This window comes from Sphingomonas arabinosi (assembly GCF_036663715.1).
Taxonomy (GTDB): Bacteria; Pseudomonadota; Alphaproteobacteria; order Sphingomonadales; family Sphingomonadaceae; genus Sphingomonas.
Genome location: NZ_JAXOJN010000007.1, coordinates 151,401 through 167,354, shown reverse-complemented (window position 1 = coordinate 167,354; position 15,954 = coordinate 151,401). Strand labels below are relative to the sequence as shown.

At 65.3% G+C, this 15,954-nt stretch carries 17 protein-coding genes; 6 read left to right on the top strand and 11 right to left on the bottom strand.

Annotation, left to right across the window (positions count from 1 at the left end):
- The first annotated feature begins 16 nt into the window (after positions 1 to 16).
- Together greA and U1708_RS13360 are read left to right on the top strand one after the other, a co-directional pair.
- The gene (gene greA, locus U1708_RS13365; protein ID WP_056052861.1) at positions 17 to 493 is read left to right on the top strand and encodes a transcription elongation factor GreA; all 477 of its coding nucleotides are present in this window, start codon (positions 17 to 19) and stop codon (positions 491 to 493) included.
- A gap of 4 nt (positions 494 to 497) precedes the next feature.
- On the top strand, positions 498 to 1,148 hold the full coding sequence (locus U1708_RS13360; protein ID WP_332746342.1) for a rhomboid family intramembrane serine protease: 651 nt from the start codon (positions 498 to 500) through the stop codon (positions 1,146 to 1,148).
- Positions 1,149 to 1,694: 546 nt separating this feature from the next.
- On the opposite strand, the gene U1708_RS13355 is transcribed toward U1708_RS13360, so the two are convergent.
- The 5 genes from U1708_RS13355 to U1708_RS13335 all read right to left on the bottom strand — a co-directional run bounded on the left by U1708_RS13355 (position 1,695) and on the right by U1708_RS13335 (position 3,660).
- Positions 1,695 to 1,925: a DUF4170 domain-containing protein gene (locus U1708_RS13355; RefSeq protein ID WP_332746341.1), complete on the bottom strand. Its 231-nt coding sequence runs from the start codon at positions 1,923 to 1,925 to the stop codon at positions 1,695 to 1,697.
- 81 nt (positions 1,926 to 2,006) lie between these two features.
- Positions 2,007 to 2,486 carry a hypothetical protein gene (locus U1708_RS13350; protein WP_332746340.1) on the bottom strand — a complete coding sequence of 160 codons (480 nt, stop codon included), beginning with the start codon at positions 2,484 to 2,486 and terminating at the stop codon, positions 2,007 to 2,009.
- A gap of 67 nt (positions 2,487 to 2,553) precedes the next feature.
- A complete protein-coding gene (locus U1708_RS13345; RefSeq protein WP_332746339.1) occupies positions 2,554 to 2,826 on the bottom strand; it encodes a phosphatase in 273 nt (90 codons plus the stop codon).
- A complete protein-coding gene (locus U1708_RS13340; protein WP_332746338.1) occupies positions 2,823 to 3,176 on the bottom strand; it encodes a phage holin family protein in 354 nt (117 codons plus the stop codon). Before U1708_RS13340 ends, U1708_RS13345 begins: the two co-directional genes overlap by 4 nt.
- Positions 3,177 to 3,180: 4 nt before the next feature.
- Positions 3,181 to 3,660 carry a hypothetical protein gene (locus tag U1708_RS13335; protein ID WP_332746337.1) on the bottom strand — a complete coding sequence of 160 codons (480 nt, stop codon included), beginning with the start codon at positions 3,658 to 3,660 and terminating at the stop codon, positions 3,181 to 3,183.
- A 187-nt stretch (positions 3,661 to 3,847) separates the two neighbouring features.
- Here U1708_RS13335 and eno point away from each other — a divergent pair, with 187 nt between their 5' ends.
- Together eno and U1708_RS13325 are read left to right on the top strand one after the other, a co-directional pair.
- Entirely contained in the window at positions 3,848 to 5,128 is a 1,281-nt protein-coding gene (eno, locus tag U1708_RS13330; RefSeq protein WP_332746336.1) for a phosphopyruvate hydratase, read from the top strand.
- 246 nt (positions 5,129 to 5,374) lie between these two features.
- Complete coding sequence (locus tag U1708_RS13325) at positions 5,375 to 5,659, top strand: FtsB family cell division protein (RefSeq protein WP_332746421.1); 285 nt, start codon at positions 5,375 to 5,377, stop codon at positions 5,657 to 5,659.
- Between the two features lie 177 nt (positions 5,660 to 5,836).
- On the opposite strand, the gene U1708_RS13320 is transcribed toward U1708_RS13325, so the two are convergent.
- Positions 5,837 to 6,661: an alpha/beta fold hydrolase gene (locus U1708_RS13320; RefSeq protein WP_332746335.1), complete on the bottom strand. Its 825-nt coding sequence runs from the start codon at positions 6,659 to 6,661 to the stop codon at positions 5,837 to 5,839.
- Between the two features lie 125 nt (positions 6,662 to 6,786).
- Here U1708_RS13320 and U1708_RS13315 point away from each other — a divergent pair, with 125 nt between their 5' ends.
- Positions 6,787 to 8,526, top strand: a complete 1,740-nt coding sequence (locus U1708_RS13315; protein WP_332746334.1) for a DUF885 domain-containing protein — start codon at positions 6,787 to 6,789, stop codon at positions 8,524 to 8,526.
- A gap of 381 nt (positions 8,527 to 8,907) precedes the next feature.
- On the opposite strand, the gene U1708_RS13310 is transcribed toward U1708_RS13315, so the two are convergent.
- Positions 8,908 to 10,323: an MFS transporter gene (locus U1708_RS13310; protein WP_332746333.1), complete on the bottom strand. Its 1,416-nt coding sequence runs from the start codon at positions 10,321 to 10,323 to the stop codon at positions 8,908 to 8,910.
- A 57-nt stretch (positions 10,324 to 10,380) separates the two neighbouring features.
- Between U1708_RS13310 and U1708_RS13305 the strand changes: the two genes are divergently transcribed.
- Positions 10,381 to 12,510, top strand: a complete 2,130-nt coding sequence (locus U1708_RS13305; protein WP_332746332.1) for a prolyl oligopeptidase family serine peptidase — start codon at positions 10,381 to 10,383, stop codon at positions 12,508 to 12,510.
- A gap of 111 nt (positions 12,511 to 12,621) precedes the next feature.
- Here the strand turns inward: U1708_RS13305 and U1708_RS13300 are convergent, their stop codons facing one another.
- The 4 genes from U1708_RS13300 to U1708_RS13285 all read right to left on the bottom strand — a co-directional run bounded on the left by U1708_RS13300 (position 12,622) and on the right by U1708_RS13285 (position 15,939).
- A complete protein-coding gene (locus tag U1708_RS13300) occupies positions 12,622 to 13,173 on the bottom strand; it encodes a glycine zipper 2TM domain-containing protein (protein ID WP_332746331.1) in 552 nt (183 codons plus the stop codon).
- Positions 13,174 to 13,251: 78 nt separating this feature from the next.
- Positions 13,252 to 13,542 (bottom strand): hypothetical protein, encoded by a 291-nt coding sequence (locus tag U1708_RS13295; protein ID WP_332746330.1) that lies wholly within the window; start codon positions 13,540 to 13,542, stop codon positions 13,252 to 13,254.
- Positions 13,543 to 13,670: 128 nt separating this feature from the next.
- Positions 13,671 to 13,964 carry a DUF1330 domain-containing protein gene (locus tag U1708_RS13290; protein WP_332746329.1) on the bottom strand — a complete coding sequence of 98 codons (294 nt, stop codon included), beginning with the start codon at positions 13,962 to 13,964 and terminating at the stop codon, positions 13,671 to 13,673.
- Between the two features lie 52 nt (positions 13,965 to 14,016).
- Positions 14,017 to 15,939 carry an alpha-L-fucosidase gene (locus U1708_RS13285; RefSeq protein ID WP_332746328.1) on the bottom strand — a complete coding sequence of 641 codons (1,923 nt, stop codon included), beginning with the start codon at positions 15,937 to 15,939 and terminating at the stop codon, positions 14,017 to 14,019.
- Positions 15,940 to 15,954: the final 15 nt, after the last annotated feature.

Sequence of the window (15,954 nt, the reverse complement as noted above, 5' to 3'; positions counted from 1 at the left end):
ATTTGGGGACGAGATGATGGCGACCGTCGAAAAGATGCCGATGCTGCAGGAAGGCTATGAGACGCTTAGCGCGGATCTCAAGCGCCTGAAGGCCGAACGTCCGACGATCGTCGACGCGATCGAGGAAGCACGCGCGCATGGCGACCTGAGCGAGAACGCGGAATATCATGCCGCGAAGGAGCGCCAGGGCCAGGTTGAGGCATCGATCTCCGACATCGAGGACAAGCTGTCGCGCGCGCAGATCATCGACCCGAAGGATTTGTCGGGCGACAAGGTCGTGTTCGGCGCGACGGTGACGTTGCTGGACGAGAACGACAAGCCGGTGAAGTATCAGATCGTCGGCCAGACCGAGGCTAACGCGAAGACGGGGCGGATTTCGTATAATTCGCCGCTGGGCCGCGGGCTGATCGGGCGCAAGCTCGACGAAGAGGTCGAGGTCACGGTGCCGGCGGGCGAGCGGTATTACGTCGTTTCCAAGATCGAGTTCATTTGATCCCATGAAGTTTTTCGAGACGCGGGCGACGGCGATCATCACGATCGTGACGGTCATCGTCTCGGGATTTCTGGTGCTGAGCGGGTCGCTCGGGTACTGGGCGGTGAACGCCGGGTTCATTCCGTTGCGGATGACCGATCTCGGTATTCCCAGCGACCATATGTTCGTCGTGCCGTCCTGGGCGACTCCGCTGACCGCGACTCTGATCCACGGCGGCTGGGCGCATATCGCGCTGAACCTCGTGATGCTGGTGTATTGCGGGCAGTTCGTCGAGAAGGCGCTGGGGACGGTCGGGCTGGTCGTTCTGTACGTGCTGGGCGCATATGCGGCGGCGGCGGGGCATTGGGTGTTCGGGCCTGACTCCACCGCGCCGATGATTGGCGCCTCGGGTGCGATTTCGGCGGTCGTTGGGGCCTATGCGCTGTTGTATGGCGAGCGACGGGCGCAGGCGATCGGGCCGGTGCCGGCTGGGGTCGTCCACGTGGTCTGGCTGGCGGCGGCTTGGATCGGGATCCAGTTGCTGATGGGGCTGGCCGGGTTCGGGGCTTCGGTTGGGGCTAGTGGGCCGATCGCTATTGGTGCACATATCGGCGGGTTTTTGGCGGGGTTGGTTTTGGCTCGGCCACTGTTGCTTTGGCATTACCGGGCGGCTTGATCTTCTGGTTTGCTCGTTCCGTCCCACGCTACTCCACACCCATATCTACACCGTTCATCCTGAGTAGCTGCTGAGCTTGTCGAAGCTGCGTATCGAAGGATGGGTTGGCGCTTGGGATCTGTGCTTCGATACGAGCCCTCGACACGGCTCTTCGAGCCTATTCGGTCTCTACTCAGCACGAACGGGTGGGGAAAAGTCGGGCGCTACAGTGGGCAATTCATCGAGCCGGCGCGGTGGGTACCGCAGCACTGCTTGGCGTGCCCTCACCCATCGCCGCCTTTGGCGTCTCTCCCTCTCCCGACGGGAGAGGGAAGGGGCCTGTGGCTGCTTTGCCGTGGGAAGGGTGAGGGCAAGTTGTTTGCGCTATGCCGGTTTGGCTCGTTCTTGAGCACAAGCTCATGTCGACGAAGGCAGATGTGCTGTCGCTCAAAACCGTCATCCCCGTGAAGGCGGGGATCCATAGTCTATGTCGCTGCGATTAGACCGCGACGGTAGCCTGTATGGGTTCCCGCCTCCGCGGGAATGACGGCGTTAGTGGTGGTCGGGTCAGGCAGCCGGCGAACCCGTCAGGTTCGGCTCGAGCATGCGGTGCAGGTGCACCACGACGAACTTCATCTCGGCATCGTCAACCGTGCGCTGCGCGGCAGCACGCCAAGCCTTCTCGGCGCTGGCATAGTCGGGGAACACGCCGACGAATTCGATCTTGCTCAGATCGTTGAAATCCAGGGTGCGCGGGTCGCTGACGCGGCCGCCGAATACGAGGTGGAGCTTGCTCATGCGCTTGCTTTCCTAGGGAGGGGGTTGCCGCCTCCCTAGCGTGTTCGACCCGCGGTTTGAACCCTTAGACGCCCTATCTTCTCAAACTACAGGCTTTTGCGAAGCGGCCTTCGCACCTGCGGTACCAGCCGTCGTGGCGGCCTTGACGATGCCCTCAAGCAAGCCCTTGGCCTGATCGCGCGCATTGTCCTTGGTCAGGCCCAGTTCGCCCAGTTCCGAGCGGCCTGCGTCCTTAGCCGCTGCGGTGGCTGCAACGAGCGTCTCGCTGAGACGCTTGCCGACGGGGGCCAGCAATTCCTTCTCGCGGGCCGAGCGCGGGATCAGCGCACCGGCGAGCGCACCGACGGCGAGGCCGCCGACGAGGATGCCGAGCGGGTTGGACTCGAGGTTGTTCACGACGCGCTTGGTCTTCTCGCGCGAGACTTCGAGAACCTCGGAAGCCTTGTCGCCGGCGTCGTGATAGACCTTCGATGCGGTCTCGCGGACGGTGTCGAGGCCCTCGCGCAGACGGCTCTCGGTCTCGTGCGCGGTTTCGTTTGCGGTGGTCTTTGCGTCGGTCATGGAACGGTCCTTCTGATGGCAAGCTGCTCGTCGTTCAACGCGAGCCGGGACTTCAAGGTTTCAAGGATTAGCGGCCGCGGCGAAACAGTCCGACGATCCGGTGCCGCGCGAGAAACAATCCGGCGACCGCGGCAAACCCTGCGGTTGGCCCCGGATTGCGCTTCACCGTCTCTACGCTGGCATTGAGTGCGGCGGTGCCGACATCGGCGACGTCGCGGCTTGCGTTCAGCGCGAGCTTCCGCGGGTTGAGCCGGTCTTGCAATTGCCCGAGCGTCATCATGACGCGCTGGCGAGCGAGGGCCGATTCGATCTCGGCGGCGGCGACTTTGGCGGATGTCATGATACGGGCTCGCTCTTCGTCTGAAGCTTCGACTTGCCGATCATCGCCAGGATTGCCGCCACTGCGAGGACGGCCACCACGACGATGGCGGTCGCCCATCCTGGCCCCACCAGCGTCGCCACCGTCAAGATCGCACCGACCAGCAGTGCGATCAGCGCGGCGAGAGCCAGTACGCCGGCGACCGCGAAGAACATCGCGGCCGACTTGTACGCCGTCGCCGTCTCGCCGAACTTCGCCTTGTAGACAGCGACTTCCGCCGTCGCGAGGCTCTTCGTCTCGGTCGCCAAACGACCGACGATCGAGACGAGGCTCTCATCGTCCGCGGCCGCGAACGTCAGTGGCTCGGACAACGCGTCAGCCCTTCGAGTTGGCGTCAACGCCCGACTGAACCAGTCGTGCAACGACGAAGCCGACCGCGGCAGCGGCACCGACGGCAATAGCCGGCGACTTGCGGACGAGTTCGCGCGCGTCGTCGAACAGCTCGTCGATGTCCTTGGCCTTTACCTGGTCGGCGAAACCCGAGACGGTGTCGGCGGCGCTGCGGGCATAGCCGCCATATTGCGAGCCGAGCTTTTCATCGACCTGGCCGGCAGCGTCGGTCAGCAACTGGGCTACCTGCTCCAGGGCACCGCTTGCGCGTGCCTTGCCGTCTTCGGCGAAGGTGCGGACCTTGTCGGTTGCCTGCGCGGTGTATTTGCCGGCATTGTCCTTGATCAACTGCTTGGCGTCCGTGGCCTTCTCACCGACAGTGTCGGTCGTGCCGCCGATGGTCGCGCCCTTCAGGGGTTCCGACGGGTTCAGATCGGCAGCGTTCGAAACATCTGCATCGCTCATCGGTGTTGCGTTCGTGTCGGCCATGGCCATCCCTTTCGAAATTGTTACGCTCTCAACACCGCCGCCGAAGCGCGGTTCCCGATAACTGGTGCGATTGCCCGTTATGACGCGAGACGATAGAGGCATCGCGAACGTTCCGAGGCCCAGTCCCCGGAACGGTACCCGGAAATGGTAGGAGCATCGTTACGTGACCGCAATCATTGACCTTCATGCACGTCAGATCCTCGACAGCCGCGGCAATCCGACCGTCGAGGTCGACGTGCTGCTCGAAGACGGCAGCTTCGGCCGTGCCGCAGTCCCGTCGGGCGCGTCGACCGGCGCGCACGAGGCGGTCGAGAAGCGCGACGGCGACAAGGCTCGCTGGGGCGGCAAGGGCGTCGATGGCGCGATCGACGCGGTCAACGACGAGATCACCGACACCGTGCTGGGCATGGACGCGGAGGACCAGTCGGACCTCGATCGCGCGATGATCGAACTCGATGGCACCGAGAACAAGGGCCGGCTGGGCGCGAACGCGATCCTGGGCGTCAGCCTCGCTGTCGCCAAGGCTGCGGCCGAAGCGCGTGGGTTGCCGCTGTATCGCTATATCGGCGGCGTGCAGGCGCATCTGCTGCCGGTGCCGATGATGAACATCATCAACGGCGGCGAGCATGCCGACAACCCGATCGATTTCCAGGAATTCATGATCGTGCCGGTCGGCGCGTCGAACATCCTCGAAGCCGTGCGTTGCGGTTCGGAGATCTTCCACACGCTGAAAAAGGGCCTGAGCGAGAAGGGCCTGTCAACCAGCGTCGGCGACGAGGGCGGTTTCGCACCGAACATCGGCAGCACGACCGAGGCCTTGGACTTCATCATGTCGAGCATCGAGAAGGCTGGGTACAAGCCCGGCGAGGACGTGATGCTCGCGCTCGATTGCGCGGCGACCGAGTTCTACAAGAACGGCAAGTACGACATCTCGGGCGAGGGCAAGATCCTCGATAGCGGCGAGATGGCGGAGTATCTGGCAGACCTGACGCGCCGCTACCCGATCTTCTCGATCGAGGACGGCATGGGCGAGGACGATTGGGAGGGCTGGAAGACGCTCACCGACCTGATCGGCGACAAGGTCCAGCTGGTCGGCGACGATCTGTTCGTGACCAACCCGAAGCGCCTGAAGCGCGGGATCGACGGCGGCTATGCGAATTCGCTGCTGGTGAAGGTCAACCAGATCGGCACGCTGACCGAGACGCTCGAAGCCGTTTCGATGGCGCAGCGCGCGAAGTATACGGCCGTGATGTCGCATCGCTCGGGCGAGACCGAGGATTCGACGATCGCCGATCTGGCGGTCGCGACCAACTGCGGTCAGATCAAAACGGGCAGCCTCGCGCGGTCGGACCGGTTGGCGAAGTACAACCAGCTGATCCGGATCGAGGAAGAGCTGGGCGATGCGGCGCGGTACGCGGGTCGCGACATCCTGATCGGCGGCTGATTAGGTCCAGCCGCTTCGGTAAGTCCCTCTCGTCATCCCCGCGGAGGCGGGGACCCATAGTCTTGAACGGCAGTGTTCCTGCTGCAAGGCCAGCCAGTATGGGTTCCTGCCGGCGCGGGAATGACGGGTGGGTGTTTGCCGGGTATAAGCGCCTAATCAGTCGGTGATGACGAACGGATTGCGACCGAGGTACCGGAGGACGACATGGCACGCGTGACGACGAAGACCAGCAAATTGCGGAAGACGATGCGCAAGGCCGCGTGGCCGGCGCTGGGGCTGACGCTGATGGCGTTCTTCGGCGCGTATGCCGTGCTCGGGCCGAACGGGATGTTCGCCTATGGCGATTACAAACGCCAGCTTGCGAAGCGGGAGCGGGACTATGCCGTGCTCGATCGCAAGCGCGAGGTGTTGAAGAACCGGGTGGCGTTGCTGAACCCGGATCATGCGAACCCGGACATGGTCGACGAGATGGTCCGGCGGGAGCTTAACGTGGCGCACCCGGACGAGGTGATCGTTCCGCTGGGGAATTGAGCTTCTGCACCCCCTTTTCAACTGAGGGGATCTTTTGCTCCCCGCCCTGAAAGGGAGGGGTTGGGGGTGGGTTGGCCGGCTTTGGCCACGACCGTTGGAATATGCGGAAGCCGACCCACCCCCGACCCCTCCCTTCCAGGGAGGGGCAAGAAGTGTGGTCGGCTTCCGATCAAGTGTTTACCGACCCAGGAAGGTCAGCAGGTCGTTGGTGAAGCGATCGCTCTCCGTGATCGTCAGGCCGTGCGGGGCGCCGTCATATTCTACCAGTTGCGAGCCAGCGATACCCTTTGCGGCGGCGCGGCCGGTGGCGTCGATCGGGACCGTCTTGTCGCTCGTCCCGTGGACGACCAACGTCGGTACGCGGAAGGCGGCTAGGTCGGCGCGGAAATCGGTGTGGCCGAATGCCTTGGCGCATTCCAGAGTCGGGTGCAGGCCGGCTTGCATCGCAAGGCTCCAGGCCCAGTCGACGACTTCGTCGCTGACCGGCGAGGTGATGAACCCGACCCCGAAGAACTGCTGGAGGAACCTCTTGAAGAACGCCGGGCGGTCTTCCTCGATACCCGCGCCGATGCTGGCGAGCGTCTCCTCGTCGACGCCATCGGGGTTGTCGTCGGTCTTGAGCATGTACGGTACCACCGACGAGATCAGTCCGGCGGCGACTACGCCCTTGCCGTCGTAGCGGCTCATGTAGCGTGCGATCTCGCCGCCGCCCATCGAGAAGCCGACGATCGTCGCGTCGTTCTGCGCGCCGGTGGCTTCCATCACGTCGGCCAGATCGTCGGTCAGCGTATCGTAGTTATAGCCGGTCCAGGGCTGGCCCGAGCGGCCGAACCCGCGGCGGTCGTAGGCGATCGCACGGAAGCCCGCATTCGCGAGCGCCATCGCCTGCGCGTCCCAGCTGTCGGCGTTGAGCGGCCAGCCGTGCGTCAGGATCACCGGGCGACCCGTGCCCCACTCCTTGACGTAAATGTCTGTACCGTCGCGGGTTTTTACGTAGGGCATGAAGCTATCCAGTCTCTCGAGGGAGGTGACGGTTCAACGGCTCATCGTACGCGCCGTTCCGCACGCTGGCGTACCGAGGCTTCGACTGGCAGCATGGCACCAGACGAATCGGAATCGGAGACAGGATGCGGATCGGACTTTTGACGACGGCGCTAGGCGCGGTCCTCGCCTTGAGCGCGTGCGGCCCCGCGCAGGCGCCTTCCAATACGCAGGCACCCGCTGCGCCTACGACCGCCGCGACGAGCGACTGGGCGGGGTTTCGAGATGGCTTCATCGACGGGTGGTTCAAGATCGATCCGGCGAACGCGGTGTATCAGGGCAAGCACGAGTATGATGGCGGCTTAGGCGACTGGAGCGCTGCGGGGCTGAAGCGGCAGGCGGACTTCCTCCACGGCGCGATCGACAAGGCGGGGGCGTTCAAGGACCTCGAGCCGGCCGAGGCGTTCGAGCGAGACTATCTGGTGCAGGTCGCCAAGGGGAAGCTGTTCTGGCTGGAGGACGCCGACCAGCCGCATCACAACCCGTCCTGGTATGTCGGTGCGGGGCTCGATCCGAACGTCTATATCGCGCGCAACTATGCCGATGCGCCGACGCGGATGAAGGCGCTGACCGCGTTCTTCCAGAAGATCCCGGCGGCGGCGGGCAATATCAAGGCGAACCTCAAGGCGCCGATGCCGCTGAGCTACGTCAATTTCGGGGCGGCGGCGTTCAACGGCTTTGCGGATTATTACAGCGGCGATGCGGTGAAGGCGTTTGCGGGCGTAAAGGACGCGGCGGCGCAGAAGCAGCTGACCGATGCGGCGACGGCGGCGGCGGCGGCGATGCGCGATCTGGGAACGTGGACCGAGGGCCAGCGGGCGACCGCGACGCAGGATTTCGCGCTGGGGGCGGACAAGTTCGCGCGGATGGTGGCGATGACCGAGGGCGTCAATACGCCGCTCGATCAGCTTGAGGCGGCGGGTGTCGCCGATCTGAAACGCAACCAGGCGGCGCTGGCGCAGGCGTGCGGGGTGTTCGCCAAGGGGCTATCGATCACGGCCTGCATGGACAAGATGAATGCGAACAAGCCGGTTGGCGGACCGGTCGCGGAGGCTCGGCGGCAGATCCCGACGTTACGGAAGTTCGTCGTGGATCACGACCTGCTGACGATCCCGGGTACCGAGCAGGCGCTGGTCGAGGAATCGCCGCCGTACAACCGGCAGAACTCGGCATATATCGATCCGCCGGGACCGTTCGAGAAGGGCGTGCCGTCGGTCTATTACATCTCGCCGCCCGACCCGAGCTGGACCAAGGCGGTGCAGGACGCGTTCGTGCCGGGCAAGAACGACCTGCTGTTCACGTCGGTGCACGAGGTGATGCCGGGGCATTTCGTCCAGTTCCTGCATGCGAACCGCTCGCCGTCGCTCTTCGGGCGGCTGTTCGTGGGATATGCGTTTGCCGAGGGCTGGGCGCATTATGCCGAGGAGATGATGTTCGAGGCGGGGCTTAACGGCGGTGATCCCGAGACGCATGTCGGGCAGATCTCGAACGCTCTGCTACGGGATTGCCGGTATCTTTCGGCGATCCGGATGCACGCCAAGGGGATGACGCAGGAGCAGTCTTTCCGGATGTTTGTCGACGAGTGTTACCAAGACGAGGGGAATGCGAAGCAGCAGGCGGCGCGGGGGACGTATGATCCGGCGTATCTGAACTATACGATGGGCAAGCTGATGATCCGGAAACTGCGGGCGGATTGGACTGCGACGCGGGGTGGGCGGAAGGCTTGGAAGGCGTTCCATGACCAGTTCCTGAGCTATGGGGGGCCGCCGATTCCGTTGGTGCGGAAGGCTATGATGGGGGAGGTTGAGGCTAGCGCGGCGTTTTGAGGGGAGGGGGCGGCGTTCCCTCCGGCACGACTACGAGCCTCAATACCATCCCGTCTCCTATACCACCCCGGCGAAGGCCGGGGCCCAATTGGAAAGGTGGCAATGACGACGCGCTGCCCTTCGTTACTACCGTCCCCCAATTGGGCCCCGGTCTTCGCCGGGGTGGTGGTGCTTTTCGGGTGGTCGTTGCGCTTCCCCAGAAGCTGTGTCCCCGCGAAGGCGGGGACCCAGGCTGGGCACCCGCCTTCGCGGGTGAACATTCTTCTTTCGGCTCCCTCTCCCCTTTGAGGAGAGGGCTGGGGTGAGGTGTTGTTCCGGGGGGAGCATTGCTGGGCTGCCCCTCTCCCCGACCCTCTCCCCGGAGGGAAGAGGGAGTAGGAGTTACCGCGTTTGTTGCGCGGGTTGAACGTCTTGGGTTTCCTCGGTCGGCGGGTTGCGGATCGAGGGGCTGAGGCGGCTTAGGCTGCACAGGCCTGCTACCAGGGCGAGGCCTGCGGCTACCAGCGGCGGGGTCATGCCGGCGCCTACGCCCATGGCCAGCAGGGCGGCGACCAAGGTGGCGCCGGTGGTCTGGCCTACCAGGCGGACCGTGGAGACGAGGCCGCCCGCTGCCGCGGCGCGTTCGCGGGGGGCGCTGCCGATGATGAGGCGTGCGTTCGGGGCCATGAACATGCCGAAGCCCGACCCGCACATAGCCATTCGCCACGCGATGTCGAAATAGCTGGGGTCCGCCGGCATGTACGCGATCAGCAGCAGCGCGCAGATCGAGACGCCCATGCCGATGCCGCCGAGCAGCCCGGCTGGGTAGCGATCCGATAACCAGCCCGAGAGCGGCGCGACGAACATGTTGGCCAGCGGCCATGGTGCGATCGCCGCGCCGACTTCCGCCGCGCTGAACCCGTAAGCATGCGTCAGCCGGAACGGCGTCGACAGCAGCAACGTCATCTGCGCGATGAACGCGGTGTAGGCACCGATCGCCGACAGCGCGAGGACGGGGCGGGCGAGTAGGTCGATCGGCAGGATCGGCTTGGTCTCGCCCTGTTCGCGCTTCACGAAGAACCAGCCGATCACCGCGCCGGTCAGCACGATCGCGGCGGAGACGATAGGGCTGTCGCCGTGCACCGCGCTTTCGGCGCCGCCGATGACGAGGCCGATCATCGCCGCGCACATCACCGCACCGAGCACGTCGAACGGCTCGTCGCGGCGTTGCGGTTCGGGGAGTGCGCGGCCGAGCACGAGGCTGGCGATCGCGAACGGCACCGCGCTGGCGAACACCCACGGCCACGGGGCGATCGCGAGAACCAGTCCGCCGATTGTCGGCGCCAGCGCCGCCGAGCTAGACACGACCACCGAGTTGATGCCGAGCCCGCGGCCAAGCTGCTTGGCGGGGTAGATCGAGCGGATCAGCGCCGACGAGACGCTGAGCGCGGCCGCGGCACCCAAGGCCTGCGCGGCGCGCACCACCAGCAGGAACGGGAGGCTCTTCGCGAAGAAGCACAGCAACGTCGCGACCGTGAACAGCAACTGGCCGTATTGGTACATCCGCTTCAGCCCGATGCGGTCGCCGAGCCCGGAGAACGGGAGCAGCGCCATCGCCAGGATCAGCTGGTAGACCGTGACGACGGTCACCACCGCGCTGCTGCCGACGTCGAGGTCGCGCGCGATCGTCGGCAGCGCGACGGTGGCGATGCCGCCGTCGATTATGGTGAGCGCGGTACCCGCCGAGATCGCGGCAATCGCGATGAAGCGGCGGGGTTTGGGCAGGCCGTCGGCCGTCGATATCTGGTCCGGTTGCATTGCGGACGGCGATAGACCCCGGCATGAAGCTCGCCAAGCAATTCAGGGAGATACGGTATGCGGGTTCTGGCTTCGATGCTTGCTGCGACGATATTGAGCGGGACGACCGGCCTTGCAGGCGCCGCTGCGCTTGCCCAAGTCGCGCCGATGACCAAAACCAATACAGCCGCCGACCCGTATATCTGGCTCGAGGACAAGGATGGCGCCAAGCCGCTCGCCTGGGTCGAGGCGGAGAATGCGAAGACTCTACCGCGGCTGCAGAACGATCCGCGCTACAAGACCTTCTATGCCGAGGCGCTGGCGATCGCGTCGGCGAAGGATCGCATTCCGATGCCGAACCAGATGTTCGGACGGATCTATAATTTCTGGCGCGATGCCGAGCATCCGCATGGGCTTTGGCGCTGGACGAGTGCAGCGGATTACGCGTCGGCGACGCCGAAATGGACGACCGCGCTCGATCTCGATGCGCTGGGCAAGGCCGAGGGCAAGCAGTGGGTCTGGAAGGGCTCGACCTGCCTCCAGCCCGAGGAGCGACTGTGCCTTGTCGCGCTGTCGGAGGGTGGCGAGGACGCGGTGACGTACCGTGAGTTCGACCTGTCGACCGGCGCGTTCGTTGCCAACGGCTTCATGCTGCCGAAGTCGAAGCAGGATGCGAGCTGGGTCGACAAGGACACGCTGCTGGTCGCGCGCGATTGGGGCGCGGGGACGACGACGCAGTCGGGCTATGCGTTCGTGCTGAAGCAGGTGAAGCGCGGCCAGCCGCTGACCGCCGCGACCGAGGTGTACCGCGGCGCGGCGACCGACCAGGGGCCGACCGGCGCCGACGTGCTGACCGACGAGAAGGGCAACCGGCTGGTCGTGATCCAGCGGCGGAAGACGTTCTTCGGTGCGGACAAGCTGGTGTGGACGCCGGCGGGGACGCGGCCACTCGCGCTGCCGGATCGGACGTTTCCGGCCGGGATGATCGATGGGCAGGTGATCTTCTCGACCAGCGATCCCTGGGGCAAGATTCCCGAGGGGGCGGTTGCCTCCGCGCCGCTCGCCGAGGTGGAGAAGGGCACGATCAACCCGACGATCGTGTTCGCGCCGGGGCCGCGCCAGTCGGTCGACGGGATGGCGTTGACCAAATCGAAGCTGTTGCTTGTGGTGTCGGACAACGTTCGCGGTCGTGCGTCGGTCTATACGCATGGGGCAGGGGGCTGGACTGCCAAGCCGATCGCGTTGCCGGACAATGCCTCGATCGATGTCGCTAGTACGACCGATCGAAGCGACGATGCGTATCTGACGGTGACGGGGTTCCTGACGCCGACGTCGCTCTATTCGCTGGATGCGGCCACGGGTGCTGCGCCGAGGCCCATCAAGACGTTGCCGCCGAAATTCGATGCGTCGAACGACGTGGTCGAGCAGTTCGAGGCGACCTCGACCGACGGGACGAAGGTGCCGTATTTCGTGGTGCACAAGAAGGGCATCACGCTCGACGGGACCACGCCGACGATCATGACGGCGTATGGCGGCTTCCAGGTGTCGATGACGCCGAGCTATTCGGGGAGCACCGGCAAGCTGTGGCTGGAGCGGGGCGGGTCTTATGTGCTCGCCAACATCCGCGGCGGCGGCGAGTTCGGGCCTAAGTGGCATGATGCCGGGCGGAAGACGAAGCGGCAGGTGATCTATGACGACTTCGCCGCGGTGGCGAAGGACCTGTTTGCGCGGAAGCTGACGAGCCCGGCCAAGCTTGGCATTTATGGCGGGTCGAACGGCGGCCTGTTGATGGGGGTCGAGTTCAACCAGCATCCGGACCTGTGGAAGGCGGTGACGATCCAGGTGCCGTTGCTCGATATGATCCGGTATGAGGGGATCGCGGCTGGCGCGTCGTGGGTCGACGAATATGGCTCGGTGACGGTGCCGGAGGAGAAGGCGTTCCTCGAAAGGATCTCGCCGTATCAGAACATCAAGAAGGGCGTCGCGTATCCGGAGCCGTATATCTGGACGACGACCAAGGACGACCGGGTCGGGCCGCAGCATGCGCGGAAGTTCGCGGCGCGGTTGAACGAATATGGGCTGCCGTATCTTTACTATGAGGACACGGCGGGCGGGCATTCGGGCGATGCGGATATCGAGCAGGGGGCTCGGTTGCAGGCTTTGCAGATGACGTATTTTACGCAGAAGCTGGTCGGGCCGGCGAAGTAGGGGCTGCCCGAATAACCCCGTCATCCTGGACTCGATCCAGGATCCAGAGCCCCGAAGCGTGACGCTTTTTGGCTCTGGATCCTGACTTTCGTCAGGATGACGGGGTACGCATCAGCGGCAGCGGACCTGGTTGTTGCTCTGCTCCACCGCCCGCCCCGCCAGGCCGCCCGCTGCTGCACCGAGCAGCGAACCGACGATGCGCGAACGGCCGCCGTCGATGACGTTGCCGAGGATGCCGCCGCCCGCTGCACCGACGATCAGCCCGGTCGTGCCGTCGTTGCGCTTGCAGTAATATTGGCCGTCCTGGCCCGCGTAGACGCGGTCGTTGGTTGCCAGCGTGCGTTCCTGGTAGTTCGGGCCTGCGCGGTAATAACGCGAGGGGTCGTAATTGCCTTCGTCGCGCTCGTCCGGATAGGCTTCTTGATAGCCGCCGCTGCGATCGGGCGCGGTGCGGTAGCCGCCCTGTGGCGGATAGCCGCCGCGATTGCCGCGGACCGACTGGTAGCGATCGAATTCCTGGCGGAAGATCTGCAATTCGCTGTCGAGGCGCGACTGGGCGGCGGCGAAACGCGCGTCGTCGGCTTGCGACTGGGCGAGCGCGGGAGTGGCGGCGGAGAGGCAGGTAGCGGCGATCAGTGCGGCCGTACCGAGAAAACGCTTCATGATCCGGATCCTTCTGGGGGAGTCACAACGAGAGTGGGCGGCAGCATCGCGCCACCGCCCACTCGATTTCAAGACTTATCAGCGGCAGATCTGCACGCGGCGGTTGTGGCGCCATTCGGTGCGGCAGCGGCGATTGTTGTTGTTCCAGTTGCGACGGTCGTTGTCGCGGCCACGATAGCGGCGGTTGTCGTGGCGATCGCCGCGGTGATCGCTCCGGCGATAGTCGCGGCGGTCGCCACGATGATCGCCGCGGTGGTCGTTGTCGCGATATTGCTGGCTGTACCCGCGCTGCGCTTCTGCGGGAGCGGCGGCGCCGAGGCCGAGCGTTGCGAAGGCCAACCCGGCGGCGATGAGATGTGTAAACTTCATGAGATGTCCTCTCGAACCCGACGATCGGGATGCGCCGTTGTACGGCTATCGAGAGACATCGTTCCTGAACGGGGTTGTTGGCTGGCGTACAGGTTGGGTGCGCCAGCCGGGGATCGATTGGCCCTATATTAGCCGGGGAGGCCCTCGATCACGAACACCCGGTAATCGGCGCCCTTGAGACGGTGCTGCAATGCGTCCTGATAGGCGGGGCTGTCGTACCAGGCGTGCGCCTCGGCCACGTCGGGGAATTCGAGGATCACGGCGCCGTCGACGGTCGAACCTTCGAGCGTTTCGACCGCGCCGTAGAACGCCAGCGGGGTCAGCGTGCGGCCTTCGCGGGCCAGGGGTGCCTTGGCCTGATACTGCTTCATCTCGGCGGCATCGGTGATCTCGTTGCGCACGAATACGACATAGGCGGTCATCTGGATTCTCCTTCTGCGGCGGCAGGGTGGCAGCGGATATAGCCTATGCCCGTCACAATGCGCCTGGTTTCGGCCTGAACGCGCCGAGGCCTGCGATCGCGAGGCGTTGCGCGGGGATGGCGGTCTCGGCGAACGAGAACCGCAGGAAACGCGCGGCGGCGGGGCGGGGGAAGGCGATGCGCTGGGCCGCGAGCGCGTAGGCGATGTTGGGGAGTTCGCCCTTGGCTATGTCCTGCCAGGTCTTGCCGTCGGCGCTCGCCTCGACCCGGTAGCCCTTGGGCGGGGCGGTCTTCGCCATCACGGCGCGGGACGGGATGAGGACGAACCCGGCGAGCGTCTCGGTGGCGCCGAGGTCGATCGTGACCGCGGCGGGCGTGCCGGGCGCAGGCGCGGGCATGGCCCAGGCCGTCGCGCTGTCGTCGTCGAGCAGCGCCTTGGCACCCGGTGCGGTGGCGGTGACGATCGACCAGCGACTCGTGACGACGGTGGTCGTGTCGGTGTTGCGGACTGGCGCTACGGGAGCGGGTGCGACCTGGCGGAAGAGCGCGACTTCGCTGATCGCGGGGCAGGCTGTGCCCTCGAGGATGCGGAGGCGGAGGCGGCGGGGGGCGATCGGCGTGTCCAGGCGGACGATGCGCTGGGAGCCGATGCCTGAATGCTCGGCGAGTTTTTCCCATCGCCCGTTGATCTCCGCATCGATCGCGAAGCGGGTGACGCGGATGCCGAGCGGGAGATACTCGCGGAGGCGGATAAGGTCGAACGATCGGCCCGGCGGGAGGTCGAGGGTCAGGGTCGGCGTGGTGACGGCGTCGGGCGTCGACCAGTAGGTTTCACGGTTGCCGTCTAGTACCGTGCTCGCCGCATAGGTCTTCCCGCGGACGTGAGTTGCCGATGCGACCGCACCCTTTGCGAGATCGGTGGCGAAGGTCGCGGCCTGCGCGGTGCCGAACGACTTCAGCGTCTCGACGTCGATGTCGGCGAGGCGACCGCGACGGTCGGGCGGCAGGTTGAGGTTGAGGTTGGTGCCGCGACCGACCGACTCGTCGTGGAGCTTGATGAGGCGCGCGGGCGTCTTGACCTTCGAATCCTCGTCGGCGTGATAGAACCAACCGGGCCGGATCGAGACGTCGGTCTCCGCGGGCCACCAGAGCGGCGCGCCGCGCACGCCCGAATTGCCCTCGGACTGGACATAGGGGTGGTTCGGCATCGTCGGCCAGCACGGATCGCCGGCGACGCCGTCCTCGTTGCCGACCCAACGCAGGTCTGCGCCGAGCGGGTCGAAGGTGCAGGCCATCGGCTGATGCTGATGCACCAGCGCGACGATCGACGGCCAGTTGTAATATTTCGGCGCGTCGATCTTCCGCGTGTCGCGCGCGCCGCCGTAATAGCCATCGCCGCCGTTCGCGCCGTCGAACCAGAATTCGAACAGCGTGCCGTAGCGGGTGCAGAGTTCGACCACCTGCTTGCGGAAATACTCGACATAGGCCGGGCGGCCATAGTCGGCGTGATTGCGATCCCAGGGCGAGAGATACAGGCCGAAATCAAGGCCGGCGCGGCGGGCGGCGCGTTCCATTTCGCCGACGACGTCGCCCTTGCCGTCCTTGTAGGGGCTGTTGCGGATGCAGTGCTCGGTCAGCATCGTCGGCCAGAGGCAGAAGCCGTCGTGATGCTTGGCGGTCAGGATGATGCCGCGCATGCCGCCCGCCTTTGCCGCGGCGACGATCTGGTCTGGCGAGAAGTCGGTGGGGTCGAAGAGCTTCGGATCCTCGTCGCCATAGCCCCATTCGCGATCGGTGAAGGTGTTGATCGAGAAATGGACGAACGCGTATTGCTCGCGCGCATGCCAGGCAAGTTGGCGTTTCGAGGGTGTCGCACCCCAGGGCTTCGGCGCGGTTTCGAGGCCGGCACCGATCGCTGGCGTGGCAGCGGCGGCAAGGCCCGAGGCGAGCAGCAGGCGGCGGGAAACTTCGGTCATCATCGTCTCCGGGAG

What these genes read in the sequence shown, in the direction of transcription:
- U1708_RS13315 (WP_332746334.1), top strand. Translation starts at nt 6,787, where the DNA reads ATGCGGATCGGACTTTTGACGACGGCGCTAGGCGCGGTCCTCGCCTTG.
- U1708_RS13300 (WP_332746331.1), bottom strand. Translation starts at nt 13,173, where the DNA reads ATGAAGCGTTTTCTCGGTACGGCCGCACTGATCGCCGCTACCTGCCTC.
- U1708_RS13360 (WP_332746342.1), top strand. Translation starts at nt 498, where the DNA reads ATGAAGTTTTTCGAGACGCGGGCGACGGCGATCATCACGATCGTGACG.
- greA (WP_056052861.1), top strand. Translation starts at nt 17, where the DNA reads ATGGCGACCGTCGAAAAGATGCCGATGCTGCAGGAAGGCTATGAGACG.
- U1708_RS13345 (WP_332746339.1), bottom strand. Translation starts at nt 2,826, where the DNA reads ATGACATCCGCCAAAGTCGCCGCCGCCGAGATCGAATCGGCCCTCGCT.
- U1708_RS13325 (WP_332746421.1), top strand. Translation starts at nt 5,375, where the DNA reads ATGCGCAAGGCCGCGTGGCCGGCGCTGGGGCTGACGCTGATGGCGTTC.
- U1708_RS13305 (WP_332746332.1), top strand. Translation starts at nt 10,381, where the DNA reads ATGCGGGTTCTGGCTTCGATGCTTGCTGCGACGATATTGAGCGGGACG.
- U1708_RS13350 (WP_332746340.1), bottom strand. Translation starts at nt 2,486, where the DNA reads ATGACCGACGCAAAGACCACCGCAAACGAAACCGCGCACGAGACCGAG.
- U1708_RS13285 (WP_332746328.1), bottom strand. Translation starts at nt 15,939, where the DNA reads ATGACCGAAGTTTCCCGCCGCCTGCTGCTCGCCTCGGGCCTTGCCGCC.
- U1708_RS13335 (WP_332746337.1), bottom strand. Translation starts at nt 3,660, where the DNA reads ATGAGCGATGCAGATGTTTCGAACGCTGCCGATCTGAACCCGTCGGAA.
- U1708_RS13320 (WP_332746335.1), bottom strand. Translation starts at nt 6,661, where the DNA reads ATGCCCTACGTAAAAACCCGCGACGGTACAGACATTTACGTCAAGGAG.
- U1708_RS13290 (WP_332746329.1), bottom strand. Translation starts at nt 13,964, where the DNA reads ATGACCGCCTATGTCGTATTCGTGCGCAACGAGATCACCGATGCCGCC.
- U1708_RS13310 (WP_332746333.1), bottom strand. Translation starts at nt 10,323, where the DNA reads ATGCAACCGGACCAGATATCGACGGCCGACGGCCTGCCCAAACCCCGC.
- U1708_RS13295 (WP_332746330.1), bottom strand. Translation starts at nt 13,542, where the DNA reads ATGAAGTTTACACATCTCATCGCCGCCGGGTTGGCCTTCGCAACGCTC.
- U1708_RS13355 (WP_332746341.1), bottom strand. Translation starts at nt 1,925, where the DNA reads ATGAGCAAGCTCCACCTCGTATTCGGCGGCCGCGTCAGCGACCCGCGC.